This is a genomic window from Cyanobium sp. BA20m-14 (assembly GCF_024346295.1).
Map to the genome: position 1 here is coordinate 14,708 of NZ_JAGQCR010000004.1, position 26,105 is coordinate 40,812.

At 65.8% G+C, this 26,105-nt stretch carries 30 protein-coding genes and 1 tRNA gene; 15 read left to right on the forward strand and 16 right to left on the reverse strand.

What is annotated here, in order from left to right:
* The first annotated feature begins 55 nt into the window (after positions 1–55).
* Positions 56–1,375: an aminopeptidase P N-terminal domain-containing protein gene (locus tag KBZ07_RS00885; protein WP_254929845.1), complete on the forward strand. Its 1,320-nt coding sequence runs from the start codon at positions 56–58 to the stop codon at positions 1,373–1,375.
* Between the two features lie 3 nt (positions 1,376–1,378).
* Here KBZ07_RS00885 and KBZ07_RS00890 read toward each other — a convergent pair whose 3' ends face one another.
* Complete coding sequence (locus KBZ07_RS00890) at positions 1,379–2,188, reverse strand: TIGR01548 family HAD-type hydrolase (RefSeq protein ID WP_254929846.1); 810 nt, start codon at positions 2,186–2,188, stop codon at positions 1,379–1,381.
* Complete coding sequence (locus KBZ07_RS00895; protein ID WP_254929847.1) at positions 2,188–2,847, reverse strand: transaldolase family protein; 660 nt, start codon at positions 2,845–2,847, stop codon at positions 2,188–2,190. Before KBZ07_RS00895 ends, KBZ07_RS00890 begins: the two co-directional genes overlap by 1 nt.
* A 44-nt stretch (positions 2,848–2,891) precedes the next feature.
* Here KBZ07_RS00895 and KBZ07_RS00900 point away from each other — a divergent pair, with 44 nt between their 5' ends.
* From KBZ07_RS00900 to KBZ07_RS00910, 3 genes are all read left to right on the forward strand, one after another.
* Positions 2,892–3,437: a 30S ribosomal protein PSRP-3 gene (locus KBZ07_RS00900; RefSeq protein WP_254929848.1), complete on the forward strand. Its 546-nt coding sequence runs from the start codon at positions 2,892–2,894 to the stop codon at positions 3,435–3,437.
* 113 nt (positions 3,438–3,550) lie between these two features.
* On the forward strand, positions 3,551–4,276 hold the full coding sequence (locus tag KBZ07_RS00905) for a response regulator transcription factor (protein ID WP_254929849.1): 726 nt from the start codon (positions 3,551–3,553) through the stop codon (positions 4,274–4,276).
* 3 nt (positions 4,277–4,279) lie between these two features.
* Positions 4,280–5,617, forward strand: a complete 1,338-nt coding sequence (locus tag KBZ07_RS00910) for a sensor histidine kinase KdpD (RefSeq protein ID WP_254929850.1) — start codon at positions 4,280–4,282, stop codon at positions 5,615–5,617.
* On the opposite strand, the gene atpC is transcribed toward KBZ07_RS00910, so the two are convergent.
* Together atpC and atpD are read right to left on the reverse strand one after the other, a co-directional pair.
* Positions 5,596–6,003, reverse strand: a complete 408-nt coding sequence (gene atpC / locus KBZ07_RS00915) for an ATP synthase F1 subunit epsilon (protein ID WP_254929851.1) — start codon at positions 6,001–6,003, stop codon at positions 5,596–5,598. The two genes, KBZ07_RS00910 and atpC, sit on opposite strands and share 22 nt — an antisense overlap.
* A 29-nt stretch (positions 6,004–6,032) precedes the next feature.
* Complete coding sequence (atpD, locus tag KBZ07_RS00920) at positions 6,033–7,493, reverse strand: F0F1 ATP synthase subunit beta (protein ID WP_254929852.1); 1,461 nt, start codon at positions 7,491–7,493, stop codon at positions 6,033–6,035.
* A gap of 243 nt (positions 7,494–7,736) precedes the next feature.
* Here atpD and groES point away from each other — a divergent pair, with 243 nt between their 5' ends.
* The 4 genes from groES (at position 7,737) to KBZ07_RS00940 (ending at position 11,895) form a co-directional block, all read left to right on the forward strand.
* Positions 7,737–8,048, forward strand: a complete 312-nt coding sequence (gene groES / locus KBZ07_RS00925) for a co-chaperone GroES (RefSeq protein ID WP_094561335.1) — start codon at positions 7,737–7,739, stop codon at positions 8,046–8,048.
* Positions 8,049–8,126: 78 nt separating this feature from the next.
* A complete protein-coding gene (gene groL, locus KBZ07_RS00930) occupies positions 8,127–9,761 on the forward strand; it encodes a chaperonin GroEL (protein ID WP_254929853.1) in 1,635 nt (544 codons plus the stop codon).
* 198 nt (positions 9,762–9,959) lie between these two features.
* A complete protein-coding gene (locus tag KBZ07_RS00935; protein ID WP_254929854.1) occupies positions 9,960–10,856 on the forward strand; it encodes a LysR family transcriptional regulator substrate-binding protein in 897 nt (298 codons plus the stop codon).
* A gap of 145 nt (positions 10,857–11,001) precedes the next feature.
* Positions 11,002–11,895 carry a LysR substrate-binding domain-containing protein gene (locus KBZ07_RS00940; RefSeq protein WP_254929855.1) on the forward strand — a complete coding sequence of 298 codons (894 nt, stop codon included), beginning with the start codon at positions 11,002–11,004 and terminating at the stop codon, positions 11,893–11,895.
* On the opposite strand, the gene msrB is transcribed toward KBZ07_RS00940, so the two are convergent.
* From msrB to gpmI, 3 genes are read right to left on the reverse strand one after another with little or no spacing between them, the layout of a single operon-like run.
* A complete protein-coding gene (msrB, locus tag KBZ07_RS00945) occupies positions 11,853–12,335 on the reverse strand; it encodes a peptide-methionine (R)-S-oxide reductase MsrB (RefSeq protein ID WP_254929856.1) in 483 nt (160 codons plus the stop codon). The genes KBZ07_RS00940 and msrB overlap by 43 nt on opposite strands.
* Before the next feature lie 22 nt (positions 12,336–12,357).
* Complete coding sequence (gene secG, locus KBZ07_RS00950) at positions 12,358–12,588, reverse strand: preprotein translocase subunit SecG (protein ID WP_197151404.1); 231 nt, start codon at positions 12,586–12,588, stop codon at positions 12,358–12,360.
* A gap of 39 nt (positions 12,589–12,627) precedes the next feature.
* Entirely contained in the window at positions 12,628–14,202 is a 1,575-nt protein-coding gene (gene gpmI, locus KBZ07_RS00955) for a 2,3-bisphosphoglycerate-independent phosphoglycerate mutase (RefSeq protein WP_254929857.1), read from the reverse strand.
* A gap of 261 nt (positions 14,203–14,463) precedes the next feature.
* On the opposite strand from gpmI, the gene pyrR reads away from it, so the two are divergent.
* Complete coding sequence (pyrR, locus tag KBZ07_RS00960) at positions 14,464–15,000, forward strand: bifunctional pyr operon transcriptional regulator/uracil phosphoribosyltransferase PyrR (RefSeq protein ID WP_254929858.1); 537 nt, start codon at positions 14,464–14,466, stop codon at positions 14,998–15,000.
* 12 nt (positions 15,001–15,012) lie between these two features.
* Here the strand turns inward: pyrR and KBZ07_RS00965 are convergent, their stop codons facing one another.
* From KBZ07_RS00965 to KBZ07_RS00975, 3 genes are all read right to left on the reverse strand, one after another.
* Positions 15,013–15,231, reverse strand: a complete 219-nt coding sequence (locus KBZ07_RS00965; protein WP_254929859.1) for a ferredoxin-thioredoxin reductase variable chain — start codon at positions 15,229–15,231, stop codon at positions 15,013–15,015.
* Between the two features lie 57 nt (positions 15,232–15,288).
* A complete protein-coding gene (locus KBZ07_RS00970; RefSeq protein ID WP_254929860.1) occupies positions 15,289–16,080 on the reverse strand; it encodes a hypothetical protein in 792 nt (263 codons plus the stop codon).
* 106 nt (positions 16,081–16,186) lie between these two features.
* A complete protein-coding gene (locus tag KBZ07_RS00975; RefSeq protein WP_254929861.1) occupies positions 16,187–17,791 on the reverse strand; it encodes an Hsp70 family protein in 1,605 nt (534 codons plus the stop codon).
* Between the two features lie 62 nt (positions 17,792–17,853).
* On the opposite strand from KBZ07_RS00975, the gene KBZ07_RS00980 reads away from it, so the two are divergent.
* From KBZ07_RS00980 to KBZ07_RS16400, 3 genes are all read left to right on the forward strand, one after another.
* The gene (locus KBZ07_RS00980) at positions 17,854–18,084 is read left to right on the forward strand and encodes a DNA-directed RNA polymerase subunit omega (protein ID WP_254929862.1); all 231 of its coding nucleotides are present in this window, start codon (positions 17,854–17,856) and stop codon (positions 18,082–18,084) included.
* A 10-nt stretch (positions 18,085–18,094) separates the two neighbouring features.
* A complete protein-coding gene (locus KBZ07_RS00985) occupies positions 18,095–18,469 on the forward strand; it encodes a DUF1818 family protein (RefSeq protein WP_254929863.1) in 375 nt (124 codons plus the stop codon).
* 278 nt (positions 18,470–18,747) lie between these two features.
* Positions 18,748–19,116: a DUF2811 domain-containing protein gene (locus KBZ07_RS16400; RefSeq protein ID WP_396123848.1), complete on the forward strand. Its 369-nt coding sequence runs from the start codon at positions 18,748–18,750 to the stop codon at positions 19,114–19,116.
* Here the strand turns inward: KBZ07_RS16400 and KBZ07_RS00995 are convergent.
* The 6 genes from KBZ07_RS00995 to KBZ07_RS01020 form a co-directional block, all read right to left on the reverse strand.
* On the reverse strand, positions 19,049–19,804 hold the full coding sequence (locus KBZ07_RS00995) for a hypothetical protein (RefSeq protein ID WP_254929864.1): 756 nt from the start codon (positions 19,802–19,804) through the stop codon (positions 19,049–19,051). The two genes, KBZ07_RS16400 and KBZ07_RS00995, sit on opposite strands and share 68 nt — an antisense overlap.
* A complete protein-coding gene (locus KBZ07_RS01000; protein ID WP_254929865.1) occupies positions 19,801–20,259 on the reverse strand; it encodes an EVE domain-containing protein in 459 nt (152 codons plus the stop codon). The genes KBZ07_RS00995 and KBZ07_RS01000 overlap by 4 nt, the downstream gene beginning before the upstream one ends.
* A 53-nt stretch (positions 20,260–20,312) precedes the next feature.
* Positions 20,313–21,704, reverse strand: a complete 1,392-nt coding sequence (gene murD, locus KBZ07_RS01005) for a UDP-N-acetylmuramoyl-L-alanine--D-glutamate ligase (RefSeq protein ID WP_254929866.1) — start codon at positions 21,702–21,704, stop codon at positions 20,313–20,315.
* Between the two features lie 81 nt (positions 21,705–21,785).
* Positions 21,786–21,857: transfer RNA gene (locus tag KBZ07_RS01010), tRNA-Val, on the reverse strand.
* 34 nt (positions 21,858–21,891) lie between these two features.
* Entirely contained in the window at positions 21,892–22,680 is a 789-nt protein-coding gene (locus KBZ07_RS01015) for a photosystem II S4 domain protein (protein WP_254929867.1), read from the reverse strand.
* 12 nt (positions 22,681–22,692) lie between these two features.
* On the reverse strand, positions 22,693–23,196 hold the full coding sequence (locus KBZ07_RS01020; protein ID WP_197151389.1) for a hypothetical protein: 504 nt from the start codon (positions 23,194–23,196) through the stop codon (positions 22,693–22,695).
* An 82-nt stretch (positions 23,197–23,278) separates the two neighbouring features.
* Between KBZ07_RS01020 and serA the strand changes: the two genes are divergently transcribed.
* From serA to KBZ07_RS01035, 3 genes are all read left to right on the forward strand, one after another.
* Complete coding sequence (gene serA, locus KBZ07_RS01025; RefSeq protein ID WP_254929868.1) at positions 23,279–24,865, forward strand: phosphoglycerate dehydrogenase; 1,587 nt, start codon at positions 23,279–23,281, stop codon at positions 24,863–24,865.
* 28 nt (positions 24,866–24,893) lie between these two features.
* Positions 24,894–25,814, forward strand: a complete 921-nt coding sequence (gene prmA / locus KBZ07_RS01030) for a 50S ribosomal protein L11 methyltransferase (RefSeq protein WP_254929869.1) — start codon at positions 24,894–24,896, stop codon at positions 25,812–25,814.
* A gap of 141 nt (positions 25,815–25,955) precedes the next feature.
* A partial coding sequence (locus KBZ07_RS01035) for a 2Fe-2S iron-sulfur cluster-binding protein (RefSeq protein ID WP_254929873.1) occupies positions 25,956–26,105 on the forward strand: 150 nt, incomplete at its 3' end.

A 26,105-nucleotide genomic window follows, 5' to 3' on the forward strand; every position in this document is an offset into this window, starting at 1 on the left:
CTGGCCCGGTGGCTGCTCCAGACTGGTGTCTGCCAGGGCAAGAAAACTGCGCACCATGACCGATCCGTCGACCTTTGCCCAGCGGCGTGGGCGCTTTTTTGCCCAGCTCGGGGGGGCAGCGGCGGTGATCCCGGCGGCGCCGCTGGCGGTTCACCATGCCGATTGCGAGTGGCCCTTCCGCCAGAACAGCGACTTCTGGTATCTCACCGGTTTCGATGAACCGGAGGCGGTGGCCCTGTTCCTGCCCCACCGGCCAGAAGGGGAGCGCTTCGTGCTGTTTGTGGCCCCCAAGGAGCCCAGCGCCGAGGTATGGCACGGCTTCCGCTGGGGCTGTGAAGGCGCGGTTGCGGAATTCGGGGCCGACCTGGCCCATCCCCGCCAGGAGCTGGCCCAGCGGCTGCCTGGTTATCTGAAGGGGGCCGAGGGCATCGCCTTCCGGGTGGGCAAGCATCCGCAGGTGGAGCCCCTGGTGCTGGCGGCCTGGGCCGCCCAGCTAGACCGCGCTCCCCGCAGCGGCTCGGCAGCCTTCGGCCTGGTGGCCCCCTGCCCCCTGCTGCACGAGCTGCGGCTGCGCAAGGGGCCCGAGGAGCTGGAGCGCCTGCGCGAGGCGGCCCGCATCTCCGCCGAGGCCCATGAACTGGCCCGCCAGGTGGCCCGGCCGGGCCTCAGGGAGCGGCAGGTGCAGGCGGTGATCGAGCAGCACTTTCTGGAGCAGGGGGCCCGCGGCCCGGCCTATGGCTCGATCGTGGCCGGCGGCGACAATGCCTGCGTGCTGCACTACACCGCCAACAGCTCCCCCCTGCGGGATGGCGACCTGCTGTTGATCGATGCCGGCTGCTCCCTGGGCGACTACTACAACGGCGACATCACCCGCACCTTTCCGATCAATGGCCGTTTCAGCGGCGAACAGCGGGCCCTCTACGAGCTGGTGCTGGCGGCCCAGATGGCGGCGGTGGCGGCGGTGGCGCCGGGCTGCACGGCGGAGGGCGTGCACGACACGGCTGTGCGGGTGCTGGTGGAGGGGCTGCTGGAACTGGGCCTGCTGGCGGGTTCGCTAGACGGAATCATCGAGCAGGGGGCCTACCGCCACCTCTACATGCACCGCACGGGCCACTGGCTGGGCTTGGATGTACACGATGTGGGCGCCTATCGGCTGGGCGAGCACCACGTGGAGCTGGAGCCGGGCATGGTGCTCACGGTCGAGCCGGGACTTTATGTGAGCGATCGGCTGCCGCTGCCAGAGGGGCAGCCCGCCATCGAAGAGTGCTGGAAGGGCATCGGCATTCGAATTGAAGACGACGTGGCCGTCACCGACCACGGCCACGAAAACCTCACTGCAGCTGCCCTCAAGGCGCCGGCGGCGCTGGAGCGCTAAGGCTCAAGCCCAGAGTTCTGGGTCGATCTGCTGGCCGATGGCATCCAGCCGTTGCAGCTGGTTCAGCAGCATGGCTGTGCTGGGGATCACCGCATCGGCGCCGGCCTCCAGCAGCTTGGCCTCGTAGGCGAGCCGCGCTACGGGATGTCCGTGTAGATGGGGCGGCGCCACCGCCAGGCTGAGGAAGAGCTGGCCGGGGCACTGGGCCCGGGCTCTCTGCACCGTGAGCACATCGGCCACCGTGTCGCCCAGGTAGGCGACCGGCGGGGCACCAGCGCCGAGGCTGGCGCCGGCCAGCCGGGTGGCCAGGCGCAGCAGGCCGGTGGGATCGGGCTTGTCCGGCGCATCCCCCATGGCGATCAGGGGCGGATCGGCCAGGCCCAGCCGGGTTTGCAGCACGTAACGGCAGGAGGGGGGCTCGGAGCCGCTGACGAAGCCGTAGGCCAGGTTTGCCGCCGTCAGGGAAGCAAAGAAGGGCGCCTGCACCAACAGGGGCTCCTGGCCGATGAAGCCTCGCCACAGGCTGGGATCGCCAGCGGGATCGCCGCCGAAATAGAAGGTGTCAAACACCACGACCAACGCTTCAAGGGCCGGCAGGGGTGTGTGCCCAAGCCGCCGCAGCAGCTCCAGTGAGGCCTGCCAGTCGTTGTTCCAGCAGCCTTCGCCCTTGAGGGCGTCGATGGCGGCCGGCTTGGGCCGCTGGCCCCCATAGTGGTGCACAGTCTCAACGATTGCCCGGCGGTAGCTGGCGCTCACGTCGCGGATCACGCCGTCGATGTCGAACAGCACAACGGCCTGGGGCGGGGTGGGCATCAGGATTGGGCGTCGAGCTCGAATTGGACGCTGGCGGCGGCGGTGGCCCCACTGCTGAACAGCTCTGCCGCCAGCTCTGGACTGATCGTGAAGGTGTTCAGCCCGGCGCCGGCCAGCTCGCTGAGTTCGCCGGGCTGACGCAGGCTGGCCGCCAGCAGGCGCACATTCGAGCCGACGCCTTCCAGGCAGCGCTGCATGGCGATCACCTCCGCCATCCCGTCGCGGCCCTGATCATTGATGCGCCCCAGGTAGGGGGCGATGTAGGTGGCTCCCAGGGCGGCAGCGACCAGCACCTGGTGGACTTCGTAGCAAGCGGTGAAGGTCACGGGGATGCCCCTGCGGCCGAGCTCCCGGCCCACGGCTGCCCCCTGGCGGGTCACAGGCAGCTTTACGGCTATGCGGCCGGGGGCCAGGGCCGCCAGCTGCTCTGCGCAGCCCAGCATCTCCGCCGGGGATGGTCCCCAGGCCTGCAGGTGCAGTTCGGCGATGCCATGGCTGAGGGCCGTCGCGCTGAGGGCGGCCAGGTTGTCCAGACTGCAGGTCTGGGCCGCCCGGCAGAGCATGGTGGGGTTGGTGGTCACCCCGTGGAAGAGGCCGCTGGGCAGCCACTCCTGCCAGGCATGGGGGTCGGCCGAATCAAGGAACAGGCGCAGGGCCATTGGCCGGGGAAGCGGCTGGTAGGTTAGTTGTTTGAATCGTTGCCTTGAGCGTCGAGCCCATGCCAGCCCCCGAGAGCGCTCCTGGCGCTGCTGTGATCGAAGTGCCCGTGGCGGCAGAAGTGCCCACGGTGGCAGCAGTGCCTGTGCTGGCAGAAGTGCCCGAGGTGCCGGTTGCAGCAGATGACACCACCACCCAGGGGCGTCCGGTGATGCGTGGCGGCAGCGCTGCCCTGGCCACGGCCACCATTGATGAAGACGGTGTTCCATCCGGCTATACCCCCAAGGCCGATGAGGGTCGCTTCCTGCTGAAGATTCTCTGGCTGCCCGACAACGTCGCCCTGGCGGTGGATCAGATCGTCGGTGGCGGCCCCAGCCCCCTGACCGCTTATTTCTTCTGGCCGCGGGAAGATGCCTGGGAAACCCTCAAGGGGGAGCTGGAGGGCAAGAGCTGGATCACCGACAACGAGCGCGTTGAGGTGCTGAACAAGGCCACCGAGGTGATCAATTACTGGCAGGAGGAGGGCAAGGGCAAGAGCCTTGATGAGGCCAAGCTCAAGTTCCCCGACGTCACCTTCTGCGGTACCGCCTGAATTTCTGGCGACGAAACTTGGCGCTAGGCTGAACAGATTAGGGGCGCTAGGCACAGGTCCCTAGTCCTAAGACCTTACATACAGGTCATGGCGCTCCCACCGGACTGATCGACGTGGCCGAAACGATTTGGATCCTCGACGACGATGCTGAATTGGGAGCCCTGCTCCTGAGCCAGTTTGCCCAGCGGGGCTGGGCGGCCCGTCACCTGATCCATCCCCGCGAGCTCGAGCTTGCCCTTGACCAATCCCAGCCGGATCTGCTGGTGCTCGATGAGTTGTTGCCCGAACAACGGGGCACCGATGTGCTGGCGCGTCTGCGCCGGGGGCTGCCCCACCTGCCGGTGCTGATGTTGTCCGCCCTGGGGGCACCCCGGGATCGGGTGGCCGGGCTGGAGGCCGGAGCCAACGACTACCTGGGTAAGCCCTTTCTGTTTCGGGAGCTCCAGTTACGGGTTGAGCAGCTGCTCAAGCCTGCCCAGATCAGCCGGCTTGGGGCCCAAGCCTGGCAACTCGGTGAGCTCCAGTTCCAGCCCCAGCAGCTCTGGCTGGGCCACCCCCAGGGTGCGGGCCTGGACCTCTCCCGCGGCGACGTGGCCCTGCTGCAGCTGCTTTGCAGCCGGGCCGGGGAGGTGGTCAGTCGCCAGGACCTGGGCCAGGCCAGCGGCAGCCTGGTGGATGTGGAGCAGAGCCGCAGCATCGATGTGCGGTTGTCCCGGCTGCGGCGCCTGCTGGCGGAGCTGGAGCCCGAGCTCAATGTGATCGAAACGGTGCGGGGCCGGGGCTATCGCCTGGTGGCGCCGGTGCGGCGGCTACAGCCCGGCGGTGACCCAGGGAGCTGAGCCATGGCGCGGCCCAGGGCACGCCTGGCAGGATTGGATTGGCTGTTGCTGGTCGCCAGCCTGGCTCTGGGGGGCATCGCCGGTTATCTGGGCCTGTTGCTGGGCATGCGCCTGCTGCTCGAGCCGCGCATCGTCAGCGAAACGGCCCTGCGGCTGAGCAAGTACACAGTGCTGGTCGAGCAGGTGTTGCAACACGCTGAAGCGCCCCTGCCTGCGGGGGTGCTGGTGCGCCAGCAGAACCAGCTGCCGAGCGGCCCGCCGGCCCAAGCCGGGCGGTTTGAGCGGCTGGTGGAAGAGGCCATGGCCCGGGAGTTCGGGCTGCAACGGAGGCTGCAGCGCGACCAGCCTCCCCTGCAGGACCCGTGGGGCGGGCACTGGGTGCAACTGAACAGATTTGACCAAAGAACCGGCCAGACCCTTTGGCTCTTCCAGTCCCAGCTCCTCAGCAACAGTCTCTGGTATCTGCCCCCGCTGCGCATCCTGGCCATCGTGATCGGTGCGCTGGCCGGGCTGGTGCTTTTCCTGCGGCTGAAGGTTGAACGCCCCCTTGGCCAACTGTTGACCCTGCTGGCGGAGCAGGGCTCGGCAGCCCCGCTGCAACTGCTGCCTGAGCAGGGCATTGCCCCGATCCGCAACCTCAGCCTGCGCATCAACCGGCTGCTGGAGCGCATCAACAACACGGCTAGCGCCCGACGCCAGCTGCTTCATGGCCTCACCCACGACCTGGGCGGCCCCCATGCCAGGCTGATGCTGCGCACGGAGATTCTTTGTGAGCGCCTCAGCGGCGAGAATGGCGAGCTGGCCCAGGCCATGGCCCTCGATCTGGATCGGTTGCGCGAGCTGACCGACCAATTGGCCCTGCTGGGGGAACAGGAGCTGCCGGCCGAACGGCGTCAACCCTGCGCCCTCGACGACCTGTGCGGCCGCATTGTGGCCAGCCACCCCTCCCGGTTAATCAAGCTGCGGCTGCCTCGCTTGCTGGTGAACCTCGACCCCGAGGGGTTGCAACGGGCGCTCAACAACCTGATCGACAACGCCCTGGAGTACGGCGCACCACCGGTGGAACTCAGTGCGGTGCGCCGCGGCCGCGACCTGCTGTTGCGGGTGGATGACCACGGCGCAGGCGTCACCGAGACCCTACTGGCGATCCCGGGACCCAGCCGCAGCAACGATCGCCAACGCCAGAGGCATCGGGGGCTGGGCCTGGCGATCGTGGAACGCTTCTGCGTTGACCACCAGGGCAGGCTGCGGCTGCTTGAAGCACCAGGTGGAGGCCTACGGGACGAGCTGCAACTGCCCGTCTTGGTTGACTGGGCTACTCAGAGCGCCTTGCTGGCCTGAAAACGGGCCCGGGCCGTGGCCAGAGCTTGGCTGGCCTTGACTTTCTCAGGGCTGGAGGCCTGGCCCTCGAAGCTGGCGGCAGCGCTCTGGGCCGCCTCGAAGGCGGCTTCGGCGGAGGCGGCATCGATGCTGCTGCCCAACTCGGCACCATTCACCAGCACGGTCACCTCGTCGGCTTCCACCTCGGCGAAGCCGCCCATCAGGGCGATGGTTGACCAGGCACCGGCAGAGCGCAGCCGCATTACGCCGGTGTCTAGGGCGGCAAGCATGGAGACGTGGCCGGGCAGGATGCCTACCTGGCCGGTGGTGCTGGGCAGGATCACCTCTTCGGCGGTGCCATCAAAAACGCTCTGATCGGGAGCCAGAACGCGGAGGGTGAGACTCATGGTTGGGGGTCCTCAGGGAGAAGAGGGGATCAACCCTTGGCTTCGGAAAGGATCTTGGCGGCCTTGGCCTTCACTTGGTCAATGTTGCCCATCAGATAGAAGGCCGCTTCAGGCAGGTCATCGAGTTCACCGGCAAGGATCATATTGAAGCCCTTGATGGTGTCTTCGAGCTTCACATATTCGCCCTTTTGGCCGGTGAAGATCTCAGCGACGAAGAAGGGCTGGGAGAGGAACTTTTCAATCTTGCGGGCCCGATCTACGGTGCGCCGGTCGTCCTCAGAGAGTTCGTCTAGGCCGAGAATGGCGATGATGTCCTGGAGCTCCTTGTAGCGCTGCAGGGTGCTCTGCACAGAGCGGGCGGTGCGGTAGTGGTCATCGCCCACCACGGCGGGCTGGAGCATGGTGCTGGTGGAATCCAGGGGATCGACCGCCGGATAGATGCCCTTGGAAGCCAGGCCGCGGCTGAGCACGGTGGTGGCATCCAGGTGGGCGAAGGTAGTGGCCGGTGCCGGGTCGGTGAGGTCGTCGGCGGGCACATAGACGGCCTGGATCGAGGTGATCGAGCCTTCCAAGGTGGAGGTGATGCGCTCCTGCAGCATGCCCACGTCGGTGCCGAGGGTGGGCTGGTAACCCACGGCCGATGGCATCCTGCCCAGCAGGGCTGAGACCTCGGAGCCGGCTTGCACGAAGCGGAAAATGTTGTCAACGAACAACAGCACGTCCTGCTTGTTGACGTCGCGGAAGTGCTCGGCCATGGTCAGAGCCGAGAGACCCACGCGCATGCGGGCGCCAGGGGGCTCGTTCATCTGGCCGTAGCAGAGAGCCACCTTCGACTTGGAGAGGTCGTCGGGGTTGATCACGCCCGACTCCTTGAACTCCTCGTAGAGGTCGTTGCCCTCGCGGGTGCGCTCGCCCACACCGGCGAACACCGATACGCCGCCGTGCTCCTTGGCGATGTTGTTGATCAGCTCCTGGATCAGCACGGTTTTGCCCACACCGGCGCCGCCGAAGAGTCCAACCTTGCCGCCCTGGCGATAGGGGGCCAGCAGGTCGATCACCTTGATGCCGGTCTCGAAGACTTTTGGCTTAGTTTCCAGCTCTGTGAGGCTGGGGGCAGGCCGGTGGATCGATGCGGTCAGGGTGGTGGCCACCGGTCCCCGCTCGTCGACGGGTTCGCCGAGCACGTTGAATATGCGGCCCAGGGTGGCTTCACCCACGGGCACGCATATCGGTGAACCGGTGTCGAGGGCTTCCATGCCGCGGACTAGGCCGTCGGTGGTGCTCATGGCGACGGCACGCACCCGGTGGTCGCCAAGTAATTGCTGTACCTCGGCGGTGAGGGCGACGGTCTGGCCGGCGGAGTTTTGGGCTTCAATTCGAAGCGCGTTGTAAATCCTGGGCAGCTTGCCGGCCGGGAATTCGACGTCGAGGACCGGGCCAATCACCTGCCGCACAATGCCTTTGGTGCCGGTGGCGGTAGCAGCTGCCATAGGGAGGGGAGACTCAGAGAGCGCCCAGGGGGAACCATCCCGCCTGAAGCGGCGCAACCTTACCACCGCGTTTGTTCGCCAGGGAGGGTTCGGTGACCCGCACAGCTCCTTGTTGGCCAGGGCGACCCTTGCCGGCATAAATTGGCACTCAACGGGCTCGAGTGCCAATTCGCCTTCAGGCCCACTCCAGTCCGTAGTCCAGTGGCGTCTCAGACGCCATGCCGTTGCTCTCGCAATTCATTCATGGCTGCTGTCTCTCTCAGCGTCTCCACGGTTAAGCCCCTCGGAGATCGCATTTTCATCAAGGTGTCCGAATCGGAGGAGAAAACCGCCGGCGGCATCCTTCTGCCCGATACCGCCAAGGAAAAGCCCCAGGTGGGTGAGGTGGTTCAAATCGGTCCCGGCAAGCGCAATGACGACGGCAGCCGTCAGGCTCCCGAAGTCAGCGTGGGCGACAAGGTTCTCTACAGCAAGTATGCCGGCACCGATATCAAGCTCGGTAGCGATGAGTTCGTGTTGCTGTCCGAGAAAGACATCCTTGCCATCGTCAACTGAAGCTCGGAACCGCTGAGTTTCCGAAATAGTTGACCAGGCTTCCGATCAAGATTTAAACCCATCACGACAAGGCTTTCCATGGCTAAACGCATCATCTATAACGAGAACGCCCGTCGGGCTCTCGAAAGGGGTATCGACATCTTGGCCGAGGCGGTGGCAGTCACCCTCGGCCCAAAGGGCCGCAATGTGGTGCTGGAAAAGAAGTTCGGCGCCCCCCAGATCGTCAATGACGGCGTCACTATCGCCAAAGAAATTGAACTGGAAGACCATATCGAAAACACCGGTGTGGCCCTGATTCGTCAGGCCGCCTCCAAAACCAACGACGCCGCCGGTGACGGTACCACGACTGCCACCGTGCTGGCCCACGCCATGGTCAAGGCGGGTCTGCGTAACGTGGCCGCCGGCGCCAACGCCATCACCCTCAAGCGTGGCATTGAGAAGGCCGCAGACTTCTTGGTCAAGAAGATCGAGGAGCACGCCAAGCCGATCTCCGACTCCAGCGCCATCGCCCAGGTGGGCACCATCTCCGCCGGCAACGACGAAGAGGTGGGCCGCATGATTGCCGATGCGATGGACAAGGTGGGCAAGGAGGGTGTGATCTCCCTAGAAGAAGGGAAATCGATGACCACCGAGCTGGAGGTCACCGAGGGCATGCGCTTCGACAAGGGCTACATCTCGCCCTACTTCGCCACCGACACCGAGCGCATGGAAGCGGTGCTCGAAGAGCCCTACATCCTGCTCACCGACAAGAAAATCGGCCTGGTGCAGGATCTGGTGCCCGTGCTCGAGCAGATCGCCCGTACCGGCAAGCCCCTGCTGATCATCGCCGAGGACATCGAGAAGGAGGCCCTCGCCACCTTGGTGGTGAACCGTCTGCGCGGTGTGCTCAACGTTGCCGCTGTCAAGGCGCCTGGCTTCGGTGATCGCCGCAAGGCCATGCTCGAGGACATCGCCGTTCTCACCAACGGTCAGCTGATCACCGAGGATGCCGGCCTCAAGCTGGAGAATGCCAAGCTCGAGATGCTCGGCACCGCCCGCCGCATCACGATCAACAAGGACACCACCACCATCGTGGCCGAAGGCAACGAGGTGGCCGTCAAGGCCCGCTGCGAGCAGATTCGCAAGCAGATGGACGAAACCGACTCCTCCTACGACAAGGAGAAGCTGCAGGAGCGTCTCGCCAAGCTGAGCGGTGGTGTGGCCGTGGTCAAGGTGGGTGCCGCCACCGAAACCGAGATGAAGGACAAGAAGCTGCGCCTGGAAGACGCCATCAACGCCACCAAGGCGGCCGTTGAAGAAGGCATCGTTCCCGGCGGCGGCACCACCCTGGCCCACCTGGCTCCGGCCCTCGAAGAGTGGGCAGCCGCCAACCTCTCCGGTGAGGAGCTGATCGGTGCCCACATCGTGGCTTCCTCCCTCACCGCTCCGCTGATGCGCATCGCCCAGAACGCTGGCGTCAACGGTGCTGTGGTGGCTGAGAATGTGCGCAACAAGCCCTTCAACGAGGGCTACAACGCCGCCACCGGCGAGTATGTCGACATGCTGGCTGCCGGCATCGTCGATCCCGCCAAGGTGACCCGATCCGGTCTGCAGAATGCGGCTTCGATCGCCGGCATGGTGCTCACCACCGAGTGCATCGTGGCCGACCTGCCTGACAAGAAAGACGCAGCTCCTGCCAGCGGCGGCATGGGCGGCGGCGACTTTGACTACTGATCCAAGTAGTTCGGTCTGATTTCTTCAGATCGCTTGGGAGAGTGAGGGTTTACCCTCCTCTCCCTTTTTTGTAGCCTTCGTTGCGTGGAGCTTTGGGGGCTGGGGAGGATCTGATGTTTTGATTTGTACGGTTTTGGCAAGGTATGGGGTCGTTGCCCCGGGCTGGCTTCAACAATTTCCAGGCGCCTGCCCGCTGCCTTGGTTGAGTTGCCCGTGCTGGAGGCCTTCGATGGCCTGCTCTGGTTGCGGGCGGCCGTCCAGGTGGAGCGGTGCTACGGCATCACCGAAGCCACCACCAGCCGCTACCGCAAACGTTGTCTGCAGTTGTTTGAGCTGGCGATGGAGCGTCGCCAGGGTGAATGGGAGCTGATCGGCGACACCAGCCTGTTGCTGCGGGAGCGGCATGTGCACCAGGAAGCCCGATGGCGCGGCTTTCGACCGCTGCGCCTGGAGGCCACCTACTGGTCGGCGCCCTTGCTCAGCAGCCCAGCGCTGCAGGGGTGGCTGTTGGGCGAGTCGAACATTGTGGGAGTGAGCCGCACCTTCCAGTTGCTGGAGGAGCGAGTTATCGATGCCTTGATCACGGGATTACCCGATCTGCCGACCAGCCGTAACCCCGATCTGGTCGCCATTCCCATCATCCGGATGCCGGTGTTCTTTGTGGTGGCCCCAGGCCATCCCTTGCTCAGCCGTGACCAGCTCAGCCTGGAAGCCATTGCCGAATTTCCCTCCCTTGCCCTGCCGGAGGGGGCCTACCCCCTGGTGGAGCAGGCATTGCGCAGCTTGGGTCTCTGGAGCGATGGCGTGCGCATGGCCCGCTACCGCCGCGACCTTTGGGAAGGGCGGGCCGAGCAGGAGTTGGTGGTGGGTTACGGCACTGCGCTCAGCCTGGTGGCGAGCGGCGACACCCTCTGTCGCCTACCCCTGCAGTTGCCCTTTGGCTCGGGCGATGGGCTGGTGGTACGGCGTGAGTATGCCCACCATCCCAGCTTGCAGGCCCTGCTGGTGGAGCTCTATCGTCGCTATTTGCCGATTGTTCGCAACCATGTTGAAGTCGACTTTGACCTGGGTTTTCTGGCCCGCATCGGCATGTGAGCCGGTTGTTTATGCCGAATCTGCAAGCTCAGCCAGATAGCGTTGTGTTCGGCTAGGTGCGCGCCTTTTTAGTGGCTTGGTGGCAATACTATCTCGTGGCTCAAGCTGGGCGGCGCAAGTGGTATCGGTCGAGGTCTTGGCAGCGTTGGATTCCCTGCTGTGGCTGCGTACCGGTAATCGCGCCGCTGCCCATCTGCGCTGCTTCCAGTCGACGGTGAGCCGCCATAGCCGCCGCTGTCTTCAGGTGTTTGACCTGGAGATGGAAAAACGGGCAGGTGAATGGTGGCTGAAGGGAGATCAGACCCTGATTAACTTGGAGCGCGGGGTCCATCAGCTGCTGCGATGGCGGCAAGGCCATGGCCTGCGCCTTGACAGCCAACACTGGTGCGGCCACTTGCTGGCCACGGAGCTGCCAGGCGCTTGGACTTGCGGCAACACCAATTATTTCGAATGCGAGCGGCTCCAGGAGCTGTTGCTCTGTGGCGTGATCGATGCCTGGCTGTGCTCAGCTCCCGATATCCCCGACCATCCCGACCTGCACATCATCCAGCTCACGGCCATGCGGCCGGGCCTGCTGGTCAGGCCCGGCCACCCTCTGCTGGAGCGGGGTGATCAGCTCGTCTTCGCGGATCTGGCCGACTATCCCGTGCTGCCTTTGCCAGATGGCGCCTTCCCCAGGGCCCAGCGCATCCTTGAAGAATTGGGCCTCTGGTCGTCTCCGGAGCGGGACCGGCGTTTCCAGCAGGCCGCCTGGTTTGGCAGGGTACCGGTGGAGGAGTTGATGATCAGCGTCGGTACGCCCCTGCAGCAGGTGGCTGGCTTCCTGGATGGCTGCGTGCCCCTGCCCCTCCCCCTGCCGCTGCTTGTGGGAGAGGCCCTGGTGCTGAAACGGGAGTTTGCCGCCAGTACCCATCTACACAGCCTGCTGGCTGCCTTGCTAGCCAGGGCCGCCCAGTTGGCCTCCGGGCTGGGGGATGGCGAGGTGTGGCTGGGCGATCAGCCTGGCTTGAAGCTGAGCGCCACGCCGTTGTTGCAGTAGCGCTTGCCGCTGGGTTTTGGGCCGTCGTCAAACACGTGGCCCTGGTGGCCGCCGCAGCGGCTGCAGTGGTATTCGGTGCGGGGCACGATCAGCTTGAAATCCAGCTTGGTGGCGATGCCCTTGGGCAGGGGTTGCCAGAAGCTCGGCCAGCCGGTGCCGCTCTCATATTTGGCCTTGGAGCTGAACAGGGGCAGGGCGCAGCCAGCACAAACGAAAGTGCCTGGGCGTTTTTCGCCGTTCAACGGGCTGGAAAAGGGCCGCTCTGTGCCCTCCTGACGGAGCACCTTGTAGGCCGCCGGGCTGAGTCGTTTTTTCCAGTCGGCCTCACCCAGTTGCCAGGCCGGATCCTGGGCCTTGGAGGCGGCATCAGCACTGGCGGCGCCACTGAAGAAGGCGCCCAGGCTCGATCCGAGGGCCAGCAGCAGGTTGCGACGGGGCATGGGTGGCATGGGCATGGAAGTCTCAGCCCAGCCAGCCGGCGCTGAGCACCACGGCAAGGGCGAGAAAGATGGCCAGCAGGGTCCAGCTGATGCGGTTGAGGGTGGCCTCGGCGCTGCGGGCGCTCGTGAACATCGAGCCGCCGCTGGCCGCCAGGCCGCCCATCCCGTCGCCCTTGGGGCTGTGCAGCAACACGCTGATGATCAGCAGCACCCCACTGCCGATCCAAACCCAGGACAACACTGATGTGACCATACGCGCTCCAGTCTTCCTGCAGGCTAAGACCAGCGCAGGCTAGACGCCCAGGGCCTGGGGGATGGGGCTGGGCTCGGAGTTGGCGCCAGCAGGCAGAACTAGGGATTCACCGCTCATCTTTGGCGGTTTGGGCAGATGCAGGATCTCGAGAATGGTGGGAGCGATGTCAGCCAGCCCACCGCTGTCGCGGAGCAGCACGTTGGTGCCATGGCCAGGCAGCTTGCGTTTCTCGCCCTCAACCAGGATCACGGGCACCGGGTTGGTGGTGTGGGCTGTCCAGGGACGGCCATCCGGGCCTTCCATCATCTCGGCATTGCCGTGGTCGGCGGTGATCAGCAGGGTGCCGCCCATGCGGTTGGTGGCCTCCATCAGCCGGCCCACGCAGCCATCGACGGTGCTGATTGCTTCAGTGGTGGCAGCCATCTTGCCGGTGTGCCCCACCATGTCGGGGTTGGCATAGTTGATTACCACCAGGGCATAGATGCCCTTCGAGATTGCGGCGATGCAGCTGTCTGTGAGCTGGCCAGCCGACATCGCCGGGGACTGGTCGTAGGTGGCGACCCGGGGAGAAGGCACCAGGTGACGGTCTTCTCCGGGGAAGGCCTGCTCGATGCCACCGTTCATGAAATAGGTGACGTGGGGATATTTCTCCGTTTCCGCCGTTCGGAACTGGCGCAGCCCAGCCTCCGCCACCACCTGGCCCAGCAGGCCATCGAGGGATTCGGGCGGGAAGGCCACTGCCAAGGGCAGGCCCTTTTCGTATTGGGTGAAGGTGACCACGTCGAGGGGGCTGATCAGCTTGCGCCCAAACTCTTCGAAGTCAGGCAGCACCAGGGCCCGAATCAGCTGGCGCACCCGGTCGGGTCGGAAGTTGAAGCAGACCACCCCATCCCCGGACTGGATCAGCCCTGGAGCCAGGCGGATCGGTTCGAGGAACTCATCGCCGATCTCCTGGGCGTAGGAAGCATGGATGGCGTTGACGGGGCTGAGTTCGGAGATGGGGCTGGGTTCGGTGTAGAGGCGGTAGGCCTTCTCGGTGCGATCCCAGCGGTTGTCGCGGTCCATGGCCCAGTAGCGGCCGCAGAGGGTGGCGATGCGGCCGACCCCTGCCCGCTGGATCTGCTCCTGCACCTGGGCCACGAAACGGGGGGCGCTGCTCGGATCGGTGTCGCGGCCATCGGTGATCACGTGCACACACACGTCTTTGAGCCCCCGCTCGGCTGCCCAGTGCAGCAGACCAGCCAGGTGGTTGATGTGGCTGTGCACCCCACCGTCGGAACAGAGCCCGATCAGATGGAGGCTGCCTTCCCGTTGCAGCAACTTGTCTGCCAGCGCGTTGAGGGCTGGGTTGGCGTTGATGCTGCCGTCTCTGACGGCCTGGCTGATGCGCACCAGCTCCTGGCGGATGATCCGACCAGAGCCGATGGTGAGGTGGCCGACCTCGGAGTTGCCCATCTGGTGGTCGGGCAGACCCACGGCGCCGCCGCTGGCTTCGATCAGGGTGTGGGGGTAGGCATGCCAGAGGGCGTCCATCACCGGTGTGCTGGCTGCACGAATGGCGTTGTGCTCGCTCTGCGGGGAGTAGCCCCAGCCATCGAGAATGGCCAGAACCACGGGCGCGACCGAAGCAGACTCCCTGAAGGGGGGAGTGGATTCAGGGGCTATGGAGGAAAGCTGCTGGGAGGGAATAGTTGTCACCCGTCAGACCTGTCGGCGTTACTCCAACGCCTTCAAAATCCAACCTACAGTGCAGATGTGCGGCAAAACCGCCCGGTCCTGGCAGGGTCAGCCTTTGGCCACACAGGGCCAGATAACTGCTCTGGCTTCACTGCTTTGGCATTCCTGCACTGGCTTTACTGATCTGGCATATCTCTGATGCATCGGCTGGAACTGCTCTCGGCCCAGGATCTGGCCCGAACCCTCGATCGGCTGGCCTCCCAGGTGCTCGAAAGCACGGCCGATAGCCATTCCCTGCTGTTGCTGGGCATCCCCACCCGCGGAGTCGCCCTGGCCGAGGTGCTCGCCCAGCGGCTGGCGGCCATGACCGGCCACCCGATTGACCAGGGGACGGTTGATCCCACTTTTTATCGCGACGACCTTGAACGGGTGGGCACCCGGCTGGGCCAACCCACCGACCTGCCCGTGGCGCTGGATGGCCGCCAGGTGGTGCTGGTGGATGACGTGATCTTCACGGGGCGAACCGTGCGGGCTGCCCTGGAGGCCCTCCAAGCCTGGGGCCGGCCCACGGGGGTAAGCCTGGTGGCGATGGTGGATCGCGGTCATCGGGAATTGCCTATCCAGCCCGACTTCTGTGGCCGAGTGGTGCCCACCAGGCGGCAGGAATCTATCCAGCTCTGCCTGCAGGCCATTGATGGAGAGGAGGGGGTCTACCTGGTCAAGCCAGATTCCTAGGCCCTCTCTTCCTTAAGCCACTTCTAACTCGTCGGCGCGGAAGTGGGCCCGAAATTTACCGAAGGCCACCACCACCGGCAGGGTGGGACTGATCACCCTCCCCTTCCAATCGTTGAGGACGGTGACCACCTCGCCCATTTGGCCCTGCAGGTCGAAGGCCTGACCGCGGTGCTGGGGATGGTGATACACGACCACGCTCTGGGAGACCTTCACCTGATCACCTGGTTGCATAGCCCTCGCCTGAGATCACCAAAGGCCATCCTCTCACGGGCGACTCGCCAGCGCTGATCAGCGCTGGCAGGCCGTTTCTGGTCCGGCCTCCACAACCTTCCCCCCGAGGGCTCGGCAGGCGTCCTGGAAGGCCGACCATTCGTCCATGCCCTTGGCCAGTCGTTGGCGCACCAGGGCGTCGAGTTGGTCGCTGGACACCGTGTGGGGCAGCTGGCCGTGGGCGTCGTGTTCCCGATCCTTGCCCGCCAGGCTTTCGATCCCTTGCTGCACAGTTGCCTGCAGGGCGCGGCCTTGGGTTCTCCACCAGGGATGGTCGATCCGATTGAGGGCTTCGAGGGCTTCCCACCAGCGCCGTTGGGCGCTCAGGCCCTTGGCCCGTTCGAACTGGAGGCGATTGCGAGTCCAGATTTCACGCAGCTTGTCGCCCAGGCTGGTGCCATCAGTGCGCCGGTCTTCGCCCATGGCGGCAAGCAGGGCCATAGATCCGCTGAGATCCCCCTCCTGAAACCGCGCCAGTGCCCGCTCCTGCAGGTTCTGTTGCCAGAGGAGCAGTTGTTGCCGATCCTGGTCGTTGCCGGCCTGGGAGTTCACCAGTTGCAACTGCTGCTGCAGGGCAGCGGTCCACTGCTCTTGCTGCCAGAGCAGGGTCGCTTGGCGCCGCCGGCAGCTGCCCTGGGCCCCAGGGGCCTGGCCGCCCAGCCAACGCAGGGATTCCAGTTGCTCGCTGTAGCGCAGGCAGGCCTCCAGATCCCCCCTTTTGGCGGCCTGCTCCAGGCGGCGGGGCAGCTGTTGCTCCCACCAGTAGGCCGTTGCAACTCCGCAAGCCACCAGGCCGAGGGTGAGTGCCAACCAGAATCGGGGCAGCCTGTGGCGGCGCAGGGCCAAAGGGGCAATGGGCTTCAAAACCCATTTTACGTTCGCAATGGGCGCGGTTCTTTATGGGCGCCAGCCCTTTTCAGCGCAGGGGGCCCAGCTGCTGGGTTGGGTTGCGCCTGCCGCTGCGCAGGTCGCTGACCTCCAGGATCAGCTGGCCCTGGTCATCCACTTGAAAGGCCAGTCTCAGGCAGTCCTCGCCAGGTTGGCCCGGGCTGTCGAGGGCCAGGGGCGGTGGCTGGTTGGTCCAGGGCACAACCCGGCCCTCTCCAGCCGGCCGTTGCCGCAGCACGGGCAGTCCAGCTTCAAATACGACCTCGCTGCGCCGTTCGTTTTCGGGTTCCCCCAGCACCACTTCCAGAACCCTCTGGTTGGCGCTGCTGCAGGCCAGCACCAGCTCAAGGGGGCGCTCAGTGGGCCAGGTTTGGCCCGCAACGAAGAGGGACCGCCAGCGATGTCGACCTGAACGTTGGTCCCAGCAGCGCAGGCTGACCCCGCGGCTGAGCACATCGCGAACCTGCACTCCCGGGGTGAGGGCCAGGGCCCCTAGGGCGACGGCCTCCACCGGCCGCTGCTCGCGCAGCGGAATGTTGCCGCAACGCTGGGCCAACCACTGGCGGATCAGGGGGAGGCGGCTGCTTCCGCCCACCGGCAGGACGGCGGTGATCTGGCCGAGGGCGAGGCCGTCGCGATGGGCTGCGGCGACCACCTGGTCAAAGAGGGCATCGAGCTGCTCCACTAAGCCGTGCTGACGCAGCAGGGCCTCAAGGCCGCTGCGGTTCAGCCTGAGGGCTACGGGCGGCTGGCCGCTGCGGCTCCAGAGCACCAGCCCTTCCTCTCGCTGGCTGAGCTGGCACTTGAGGGTTTCGGCTGCCTCCAGCAGGCTGCCATCGAGGGGCACGCCGGGGCAGAGGTGGGCGGCGATCCAGCGGTCGAAATCCCTGCCGCCCAGGGCCAGGCCTGCCTTGCCGATCACGCGGGCGCAGCGCAGGGCCTGGCGGCTGGCACCCAGATCACGGCCAGCGAAGCGCAGCAACTGGGCCATTGGCGCCGGCCGGCCTTCGCCCCCTTCCAGGGCCACCAGGGCCAGATCAATGGTGCCGCCGCCCAGGTCCACCACCAGCACGGTGCTGCCGGCGGGGAGTCCGGCGCCGATGGCAGCGGCGGTGGGCTCGTCGACCAGGGCCAGTTCCGGCACCTGCAGATCGCGGCACACCTCCTGCAGCCACTGGCGATAGCGCGGATAACTGTCAATTGGTGCCGTCAGCACCAGGCGCTGGGGTTCAAGCTCGGGGGGCAGGGCGGCCCAGAGCCGACGCAGCAGCAAGGCGCCAGCCTGCTCCGGGCTAAGGGGCAAGGCAGGGGCCGGGCCAGGGGCAGAAGCTGTACCAGAAGCCTTACCAGAAGCGGTAGCTGGGGTGGTGGCAGCCGGATTGGCGCCGATCTGCCGTTTGAAGTCGCGGTGCAGCTGGGGGCCGTCGCCATGGGCCAGGCCGGCCTCCAGCACCTGGCGTCCGATCAGGGGGTTGCTTGTGGCTGGATCGTTGAGCCAAAGCAGGGTCGGCACCACCACCGGTTCGCAGCTGCTGTAAGGCGGCAGGGCCAGCAGCTCGGCCGCGGTGTTGGGCCCCTGGTAGGCCACCACCGTGGTGGTGCTGCCTAGATCGATCGCCAGGGTGCCCTGCATAGCTCCCTTCTAGCCAGGGGAACAGGGCCGCTGACCTAGGCTTTAGCCATTGGGATGGATCTATGCAGAGCGGTTTTGATGTCAACCCCAAGGAATTGGCCCAGCGGGCCGACAGCCTGATCCGCAACACCAGCAACCGCTACCTGACCACGGTGCGCATCGCCTTCCGGGCCAAGCAGCGCCGTTTTGATGATTTTGATGGCCTCCTCGACGATTCGATGGTCAAACCGGTGCAGCGGGCCATCATTGAATTGAGCGACGAGCAGGACCAGCCCGACCTGCTGCCCGGCTGATTCCCCCAGGATGCAGGTGCAGGAGGGGGAAGGGTGGCGTTGGCTGGTGGACCCGGCCCGCCAACCTTTTTCCGTTTTGGTTGGAGGCCCGGGTTGGGCCGTGGAGCTGACCGCCGCCGAGGCTGGCGAGCTGCAGAGAGGCTTGCTCGAATTGCTGCGGGAGCATCGCGCCCTGGCCGCCCAGCTGATGCCCCAGGAGGCGATCACCCTTGAATTGGAGCGGGGTCAGCTTTGGCTGGCTCTGGAGGGGGACCTGGAGGCATGGGTCCTGCGTTTCGTGCTGACCCCCTCGGGGGGCCTCCGAGCCGTGGAAGGCAGCTGGCCGCCATCGGTCAGCCAGGCATTGGTCGCAGCCCTAGGGGCTCTCGGCCACAATCCAGGCTGAGATCCGGCTTGATCCGGGCTTTGATCAGCACTGTTGATTACGGCCCGATTCCCGCCTAACCCCCAGATCGAGAGCGGTTTTGCCCAACTTTTCCCCAGCTCGCCGCTCCAGAGCCCGCCTGGGACCCGGGAGCTGGGGAGAATGGCGGCCTTGGCCAGTTTCCCCTTGACAACTGCGGCCCTGGAGCCCCCTGCTGGCCCGTTGGTGGCCTGGGCCCGCCCAGGGGCCAGGCCCAGCGCCCAATCTCAGCTCGGGATGGGGGGCGAAAGGCTTGCCTGATGAGATTTGACGGCCTGCAGCGGATGTGGGGAACTGGTGCCAAGACCCCGCTTAAAACCGCCGTGGAACCGCAGGCCCTTGAAAGCGTCCGAGCAAGCGCGCTCGAGCCTCCAGGGGTTGCGGCCCCTGCCTGTGAATCTGGGGAAAGCCAAACCATCAGCTTCTGCACCGAGGTGCCCCGGGAACTGCTGGCCTCGATGGCAGGCTTCATTGCCCAGCATCCCAACTGGGATCAATATCGCCTTTTCCAGGCCGCGCTGGCCGGTTTTTTGGTGCAAAACGGCCTGGGCAGCCGCGACGTCACCCGCTGCTACCTCGCCAACCTGTTCCCTGCCCAGCTCCGAACAATTGTTGATATGCGGCAGTGAGCGTGCAGGTGGCGACCGGTAGGGCGACCACCAGGCCCATCACCAGCACCAGGAAACCGGCGAGCACCATCGCGAGCAGCACCAGGGTTAGTCCCAGGGCGTGGAGCCAGTGGGGATCGGTGGCGGCCCGGCTGCCCTGAAAGGCGGCCACCGGATTGAGGCCGCCGATCAGGCTGAGGGGCAGGCAGAGGATCTGGTCGGCACTTAGGTAGATGGCAGCAGCCACGCCCGCCAGCAGCGGCAGCGGCGCCAGCAGCGGCTGGAGCAAGGTGAGCAACCAGGCACTGGCCTGGGCCAGGCGCACGATCAGCGCCAGCACCACCAGGGCCAGGGCCAGGGTGCCAAAACAGCGAACCATGGCCCGACCATCCAGCCGGATCAGATCGCCGAACCGGGGCCGGCCTTGCTCGAGGGCTAGCAGGGATCCACGCATCAGCCCCACGACCATCCAGAGGCCCGTGGCCACGTAAAGGATCCAGGCGCTGGCGGCCAGGGTGATCGCCAGGCCATCGGGCTGGCCCAGCTCAGAGATCACCCGACCACTCTCGCGCCGAAACCACACCTGGGCCAGGAGATTGCTGGCGCCGCTTACCAGGGTGAAGCCCATCAGCACCCAGGGACAGTGGCTGAAGGCCAGCCAACCCCGCTCCACGGCAGATCGGATCGCCAGGGGGGCGGGGCCGCTCACGGCGCCTCGAGCAGGGCCAGCAGCCGCTCCGCACAGGGGGCAGATACCGGCAGGATCGAGAGGCGGTTGCCCCGTCTCACTACACCGAGCTCTTCAGGGCTGAAGCTCTCGCGCAGGGCGTCGAGGCTCAGCAGGTTTGGGAAGCTGCTCAGATAGCGCAGGCGAGCGCAGTCCCAGCGGGGCCGCTCTGGGGTGGCTGAAGGGTCAAAGTATTTGGAGCTGGAATCAAACTGACTGGGATCGGTCAGGTTGGTTTCAATCACCTCCATCAGGCCCACAATGCCCGGTGGTTTGGTGTTTGAGTGGTAGAAGAAAGCCCGGTCGCCGATTTGCATTGTCCGCATGAAATTGCGGGCCTGATAGTTGCGGATCCCATCCCACAGAGTGGTGCCTTCCTGCTGTAGATGCCCGATCCCGTAGACATCAGGCTCGCTCTTCATCAACCAGTAGGCCATGGCCCCAACCCTGCAATCTTCCCGACCCGATGCTAGTCCTCCAGCCAGGTTGTTTACAGGGCCTCGACCAGCTGGCGGAAGTGCTCGCCGCGGGCTTCAAAATCGCCGTATTGATCAAAGCTGGCGCAGGCTGGAGATAGCACTACGGCCCTGCACTGATGGGCCTGGGCCAGTTGGACGGCCAGGGGGACGCCGTCTGTGAGGGCTTGGCAGCGGTGCACGGCCCCGGGGAAGTCAGCCTCCCTGAGCAGCTGTTGGAATTCCGCCTGGGCTGCCCCAAACAGCACCACAGCCGCAGCCTTTTCCCCCAGGGCCGCCAGCCAGCTGCCGGGATTGCCCTGTTTGGACTGGCCGCCCGCCAGCACCACCAGCGGCCCCGTCAGGGCCTTGAGGGCAACTTCGGCGGCGTCGTAATTGGTGGCCTTGCTGTCGTTGTAAAAGGTGATTCCCTGTCGTTCCGGCAGCCGCTCAAGCCGGTGGGGCACCCCGGGAAAGGCGCGCAAGGCCCTCTCCATCTGGGCGCCGCTCAGGCCTGCTTCGAGGCCGGCCGCCACCGCCAGCAGCAGGTTTTGGCGATTGTGGGCGCCTGGCATGGCCAGACAGTTGGCGTCCATGAGCGGTTGGCCGGCCCCCATCACCGTGTCGTTTTCGATCCAGAGACTGGGCTGGATTGGGCCCGGTAGGGCGTCCCGGCTGCCGGCTGTGATCCAGGTGGCCCGACTCCAGCTGGCGGCGTGGGCACGGAGGTCGGGATCGTCGGCGTTGAGGATGGGCACCGCAGATCGCTCCAACAGGCTGCGTTTGATGGCGCGGTAGGCCTCAAGGCTGCCGTGGCGCTCGAGATGGTCCGGGGTGAGGGTGGTCCAGATGCCAAGCCGGGGAGCCAGCTTCGGAGCTGCTTCGATCTGGTAGCTGCTGAGCTCCATCACCAGCCAATCGGGAGGGGGGGCGCCGCTTTTGAGCCGTGCGAGCACCAGCTCGGTGGCTGAAAAGCCCACATTGCCTCCCATGGGGGCGTCCAGGCCCCCATGCCGCAGCAGGTGGCTCACAAGGTGGGTGACTGTGGTTTTGCCATTGGTGCCGGTGATGCCGATCCAGGGCACGCCGCCGCTGGCCTCAAAGGCCAGCTCCATTTCCCCCTGGACGCAGATTCCCTGCTGCCGCAGCCAGGCCAGGGTGGGGTGGTCCCAGCGGATGCCTGGGCTCACCACCACGCTTCTGACGGCCGTGGTGAGAGCGGCGAAAGTCTCGGGGCTCAGGGGGGTGCCAAGTTGAACCTCGATACCCAGCTGCTGCAGTTCGACTGCCTTGGCTTCAAGCTCGGGGCTGGTCTGGCTTTCGATCACCAGCACTGCCTGGCCGCGATGGCGTAGCAGCTTGGCGGCCCCGATACCGGAGCGAGCCAGGCCGATAACAACGGTCAGATCGGTTGCCGTGATTGCCATCTGGCCGAAACGTAATTGATGCTCAGGCGCAAAAATGATTGAATCAAAACTGGGCGAGGAAAGAAAGATTGATGCAATAAATGGGCGATACTGGAATCGAACCAGTGACTCCTACCGTGTCAAGGTAGTGCTCTACCTCTGAGCTAATCGCCCCAGAAGCGTCTCGACTTTACAGAACCACCAGCCCTTAGCAGCGCAGGATGGCGATTCGCCAGCGCTCCCGCTTGGTGGATTCCACCGCCTCAATCCTCAGCTCACCGCGGCCTTCCAGCTGAACCCGATCGCCCTTCTGCAGCAGCCGGCTGGGGCTGCTGATCGGTTGCCAATTGAGCCGCACCTTGCCCTGGCGGATCTTTTCGACCATGCGGTTGCGAGCCAGGCCAAAGCCAGCTGAGGCCACCGCATCCAGCCGCAGGGATGCCTCCACCGTCTGGAAGCGACGGGGCTGGCGCTCGGCTGGCAGCTGCAGCTGCTCCAGGGGGCGCACCTCCAGGCGCACTTCCACCGAGCGCACGCTGGCTCCCTGGCCGTCCAAGGCGGCGGCCAGGCTTGCGGTGACGATGGCCTGGGCGCCGCGGTCGCCCCTCAGCCAGATGTCGCCAAGGTCACCCTGGCTGGCGCCGGCCGCCAGCAGGCCGCTGCGGAAGTCGGCCCGCTCGGCCTGATCAAACAGGAAGTTGCCGCTGATCTCCAGACCCAGCAACCCGCTGGGGAGGGCGTTTGCTGCCAGAGCTGTTTCGCGGCGCTGCAGCAACAGGCGCCGCCGCTCAGCGCCCGGAAAACCACCCCAGCTGGCCAGGTCGAGTTCGGCCAGGGCAGCCAACCGTTGCTCCGCCTCCTCGCGCAGACCGCCGTCCATGAAGGCGGTCCAGACGGGCTCCCAGCTGCGCAGGCCCTGCTCAGCCGCCGCAATCACGGCCTCGAGCTCCTGGGGGTGGGCGCTGCCTGCCAGTAATTCGTGCCGTGGCAACGTCAAAGTGTCTCCCCGTTAACCATCGCCCAGGCGCACCACGGCGAGGGGTTTGGCCTGCTGCAGGCTGATCCAGGGCATCTCCACCCCATTGGCGGTTTCCGCCAGCAGCAGCCAGTTGCCCTCCTCCACCCGGTTGCGCAGGCTGCGGATGCGGTCGTCTTCCTCCGAACTCACGCTGGCGGCTGCGGCGAAGCTGCCCATCCAACCCGAGCCCATGCCGAGCAGGGCGCCGATCAGGTGCTGGCTCCAGGCTCCGGCAAAGGCGAAGGTGTCGAGATCGGTGATGTAGGTGAAGGTGAGGCCGGCCAGGAAGCCGAAGGGAATCAGCCAGCGGGCCATGGTGCGCTGCCGATTGCGACGGGCGATCGCTGGGTTGAGTCGGGCCACCTCGGCCAGGGTCTGCTCGCCTGGGCCGATCGCCTCCAGTTGCAGCAGGGGTGGCTGAAGGTCGGCCAGGCGATCCCGCAGTTGCTGCATCCGTTTGCGGTCATTGAGCACCACCACCACACTCGTACCCACGCTCTGCTCTCTTGGTTCGGGATGGGGGAATTCTCACCGCTCACTACACTGCACCCCCGGCTCACCCTCCCCACCGCTGGGCATGACAAAGGTTCTCGTTTCGGATCCGATCGACCAGGCGGGGATTGACATCCTTTCCCAGGTGGCCCAGGTGGATGTGCGCACAGGCCTTCCACCGGAGGAGCTCAGGGCGATCATCGGCGACTACGAAGCCTTGATGATCCGCTCCGGCACCACGGTGACCGCCGAAATCATTGAAGCGGCCGACAAACTGCGGATCATTGGCCGCGCCGGTGTCGGGGTGGACAACGTGGACGTGCCGGCCGCCACCAAGCGGGGTGTGCTGGTGGTGAACTCGCCTGAGGGCAACACCATCGCCGCCGCTGAGCAGGCCCTGGCCCTGATGCTGGCACTTTCGCGCCATGTGCCCCACGCCCACGCCAGCACCATGGCCGGCGGCTGGGACCGCAAGAAATACGTCGGTAACGAGCTCTACAAGAAGAAGCTTGGCGTGGTTGGTCTGGGCAAGATCGGCTCCCACGTGGCCCGGGTGGGCAAGGCCATGGGCATGGATGTGATGGCATACGACCCCTATGTGTCGGCCGAACGGGCCCAGCAGATGCAGGTGCGGCTGCTGACCCTGCCTGCCCTGTTTGCCGAGGCCGATTACGTCAGCCTGCACCTGCCCCGCACCCCCGACACCGAGAACCTGGTAAACGCGGAGCTGCTGAAGACGATGAAACCGACGGCCCGCATCGTCAACTGTGCCCGTGGAGGCATCATTGACGAGGCAGCCCTGGCCGCGGCGGTTGAAAATGGCACCATCGGCGGCGCGGCCCTTGACGTGTACGCCAAGGAGCCCCTGGAGGCCGGCTCGCCCCTGCGATCGGTCAAGGAGCGGCTGATCCTCACTCCCCACCTCGGCGCCTCCACCGAAGAGGCCCAGGAGAATGTGGCCATCGACGTGGCCGAGCAGATCCGCGATGTGTTGCTGGGCCTGCCCGCCCGCAGTGCGGTCAACATCCCCGGCCTCAATGCCGAGGTGATGGAGCAGCTCAAGCCCCACCTGCAGTTGGCCGAAACCCTCGGCCAACTGATCAGCCAGCTGGCCGGTGGCCCGATCAGCGAGCTGGAGGTCCGCCTCCAGGGTGATTTCGCTGTGCACCCTGCCCAGCCGCTGGTGGTGGCGGCCCTCAAGGGTCTGCTCTCCACAGCCCTAGGCGACAGCATCAACTACGTCAATGCCAGCCTTGAGGCCAAGGAGCGGGGTATTCACGTGCTGGAGGTCAAGGACGACGCCAGCCGCGATTTTGCCGCTGGCTCCCTGCAGTTGCGCTCCCGCAGCCCCCAGGCCAGCCACAGCGTCACCGGGGCGGTGTTCGCCGAAGGTGAGCTGCGCATTACCAGCATTGATGAGTTCCCGGTGAACGTGGTCCCCAGCCGCCACATGCTGTTCACCCGCCACCGGGACATGCCCGGGATCATCGGCGAGCTGGGCTCCCTGCTGGGCGAACACAACGTCAACATCGCCTCGATGCAAGTGGGTCGCCGCATCGTGCGCGGTGATGCCGTGATGGTGCTCAGCCTGGACGACCCCATTCCGCCGACCCTGCTGGCTTCGGTGCTTGCCATTAACGGCATCCAGGCAGCCCATCCGGTCACCCTCTGATGCCCGGCCCTCTGATGCCCGCCTCCTGATGTCCGGCCCCCTGAGCTGGTGGAGGCTGGAGCTGGCATGCCCGCCAGAACTGGAGGAATCTCTGCTTTGGAAGCTCGAGCTGCTGGGCATCCCCCGGGTGGCGCTGCGCCACCGTCCGGAGGCGCCCCAGCAGCGGCAGCTGCTGGCCTGGCTGCCTGCAGCCGATTGGCCCGAAGCAGAGCGGCAGCAGCTGGAGGCGGCCCTGGCGCCCCTGGCGGAGCCCTTCGCCCTGCAACTCCCGCCGATCACCTGGACCCGCCAGGACGATGAGGACTGGAGCCTCAGCTGGAAGCAGCACTGGCAGCCCGATCCGGTGGGCCGCACCCTGCTGATCCTGCCGGTCTGGTTGGAGCTGCCCGCTGCCCATGCCGATCGGCGGGTGATCCGGCTGGATCCAGGCAGTGCCTTCGGTACTGGCAGCCATCCCACCACGCGGCTGTGCCTGGAGGCGATCGAGGCCCTGGCCGACCAGGCTGGCGGCAGCCTCGGCCCCATCCGGGTGGCGGATCTGGGCTGTGGCAGCGGCATCCTTGGCCTGGCTGCCCTGCTGCAGGGGGCGGCCCGGGTGGCTGCCGTGGACACCGATTGCCTGGCGGTTCGGGCCACCCAGGACAACGCCGCTCTCTCTGGCTGCAGCGATCGACTCCAGGTAGGGCTCGGGTCGGCCCAAACCCTTGCCGCCCTGCTGGAGGGCCGGCCCGCCGATCTGCTGCTCTGCAACATCCTGGCTCCGGTTATCGAGGCCCTCTCTCCGACGTTTCACACCCTGCTGGGCGCCACCGGGGTGGGCCTGCTGAGTGGGCTGTTGGTAGACCAGGCCCCTGGCCTGGAGCAGGCCCTGTTGGAGCAGGGCTGGCGGGCCCAGCTCACCGCCCAGCAGGGCCTGTGGGGCCTGATGACGATCCGGCGCGTTGCATAAGGCACGCTGATCTGTGCCCTGGTTTTGATTGGGCTTCCAGCGTCCTGGCCTGGAAATGGCCAGGAAAGGCTTGCGGCGGATGTATGAAGGTTGGGTCCTACAGGCCCGGCTTTCGGGTACCTGTGAGCCCTAATCCTTTTCATGGCTTCCTACAAGGTCACCCTCATCAGCGAGAGCGAAGGCCTCAACAAGACCATCGAGGTTCCTGACGACCAGTACATCCTCGATGCCGCTGAGGAACAGGGCGTCGATCTGCCTTACTCCTGTCGGGCGGGTGCCTGCTCCACCTGT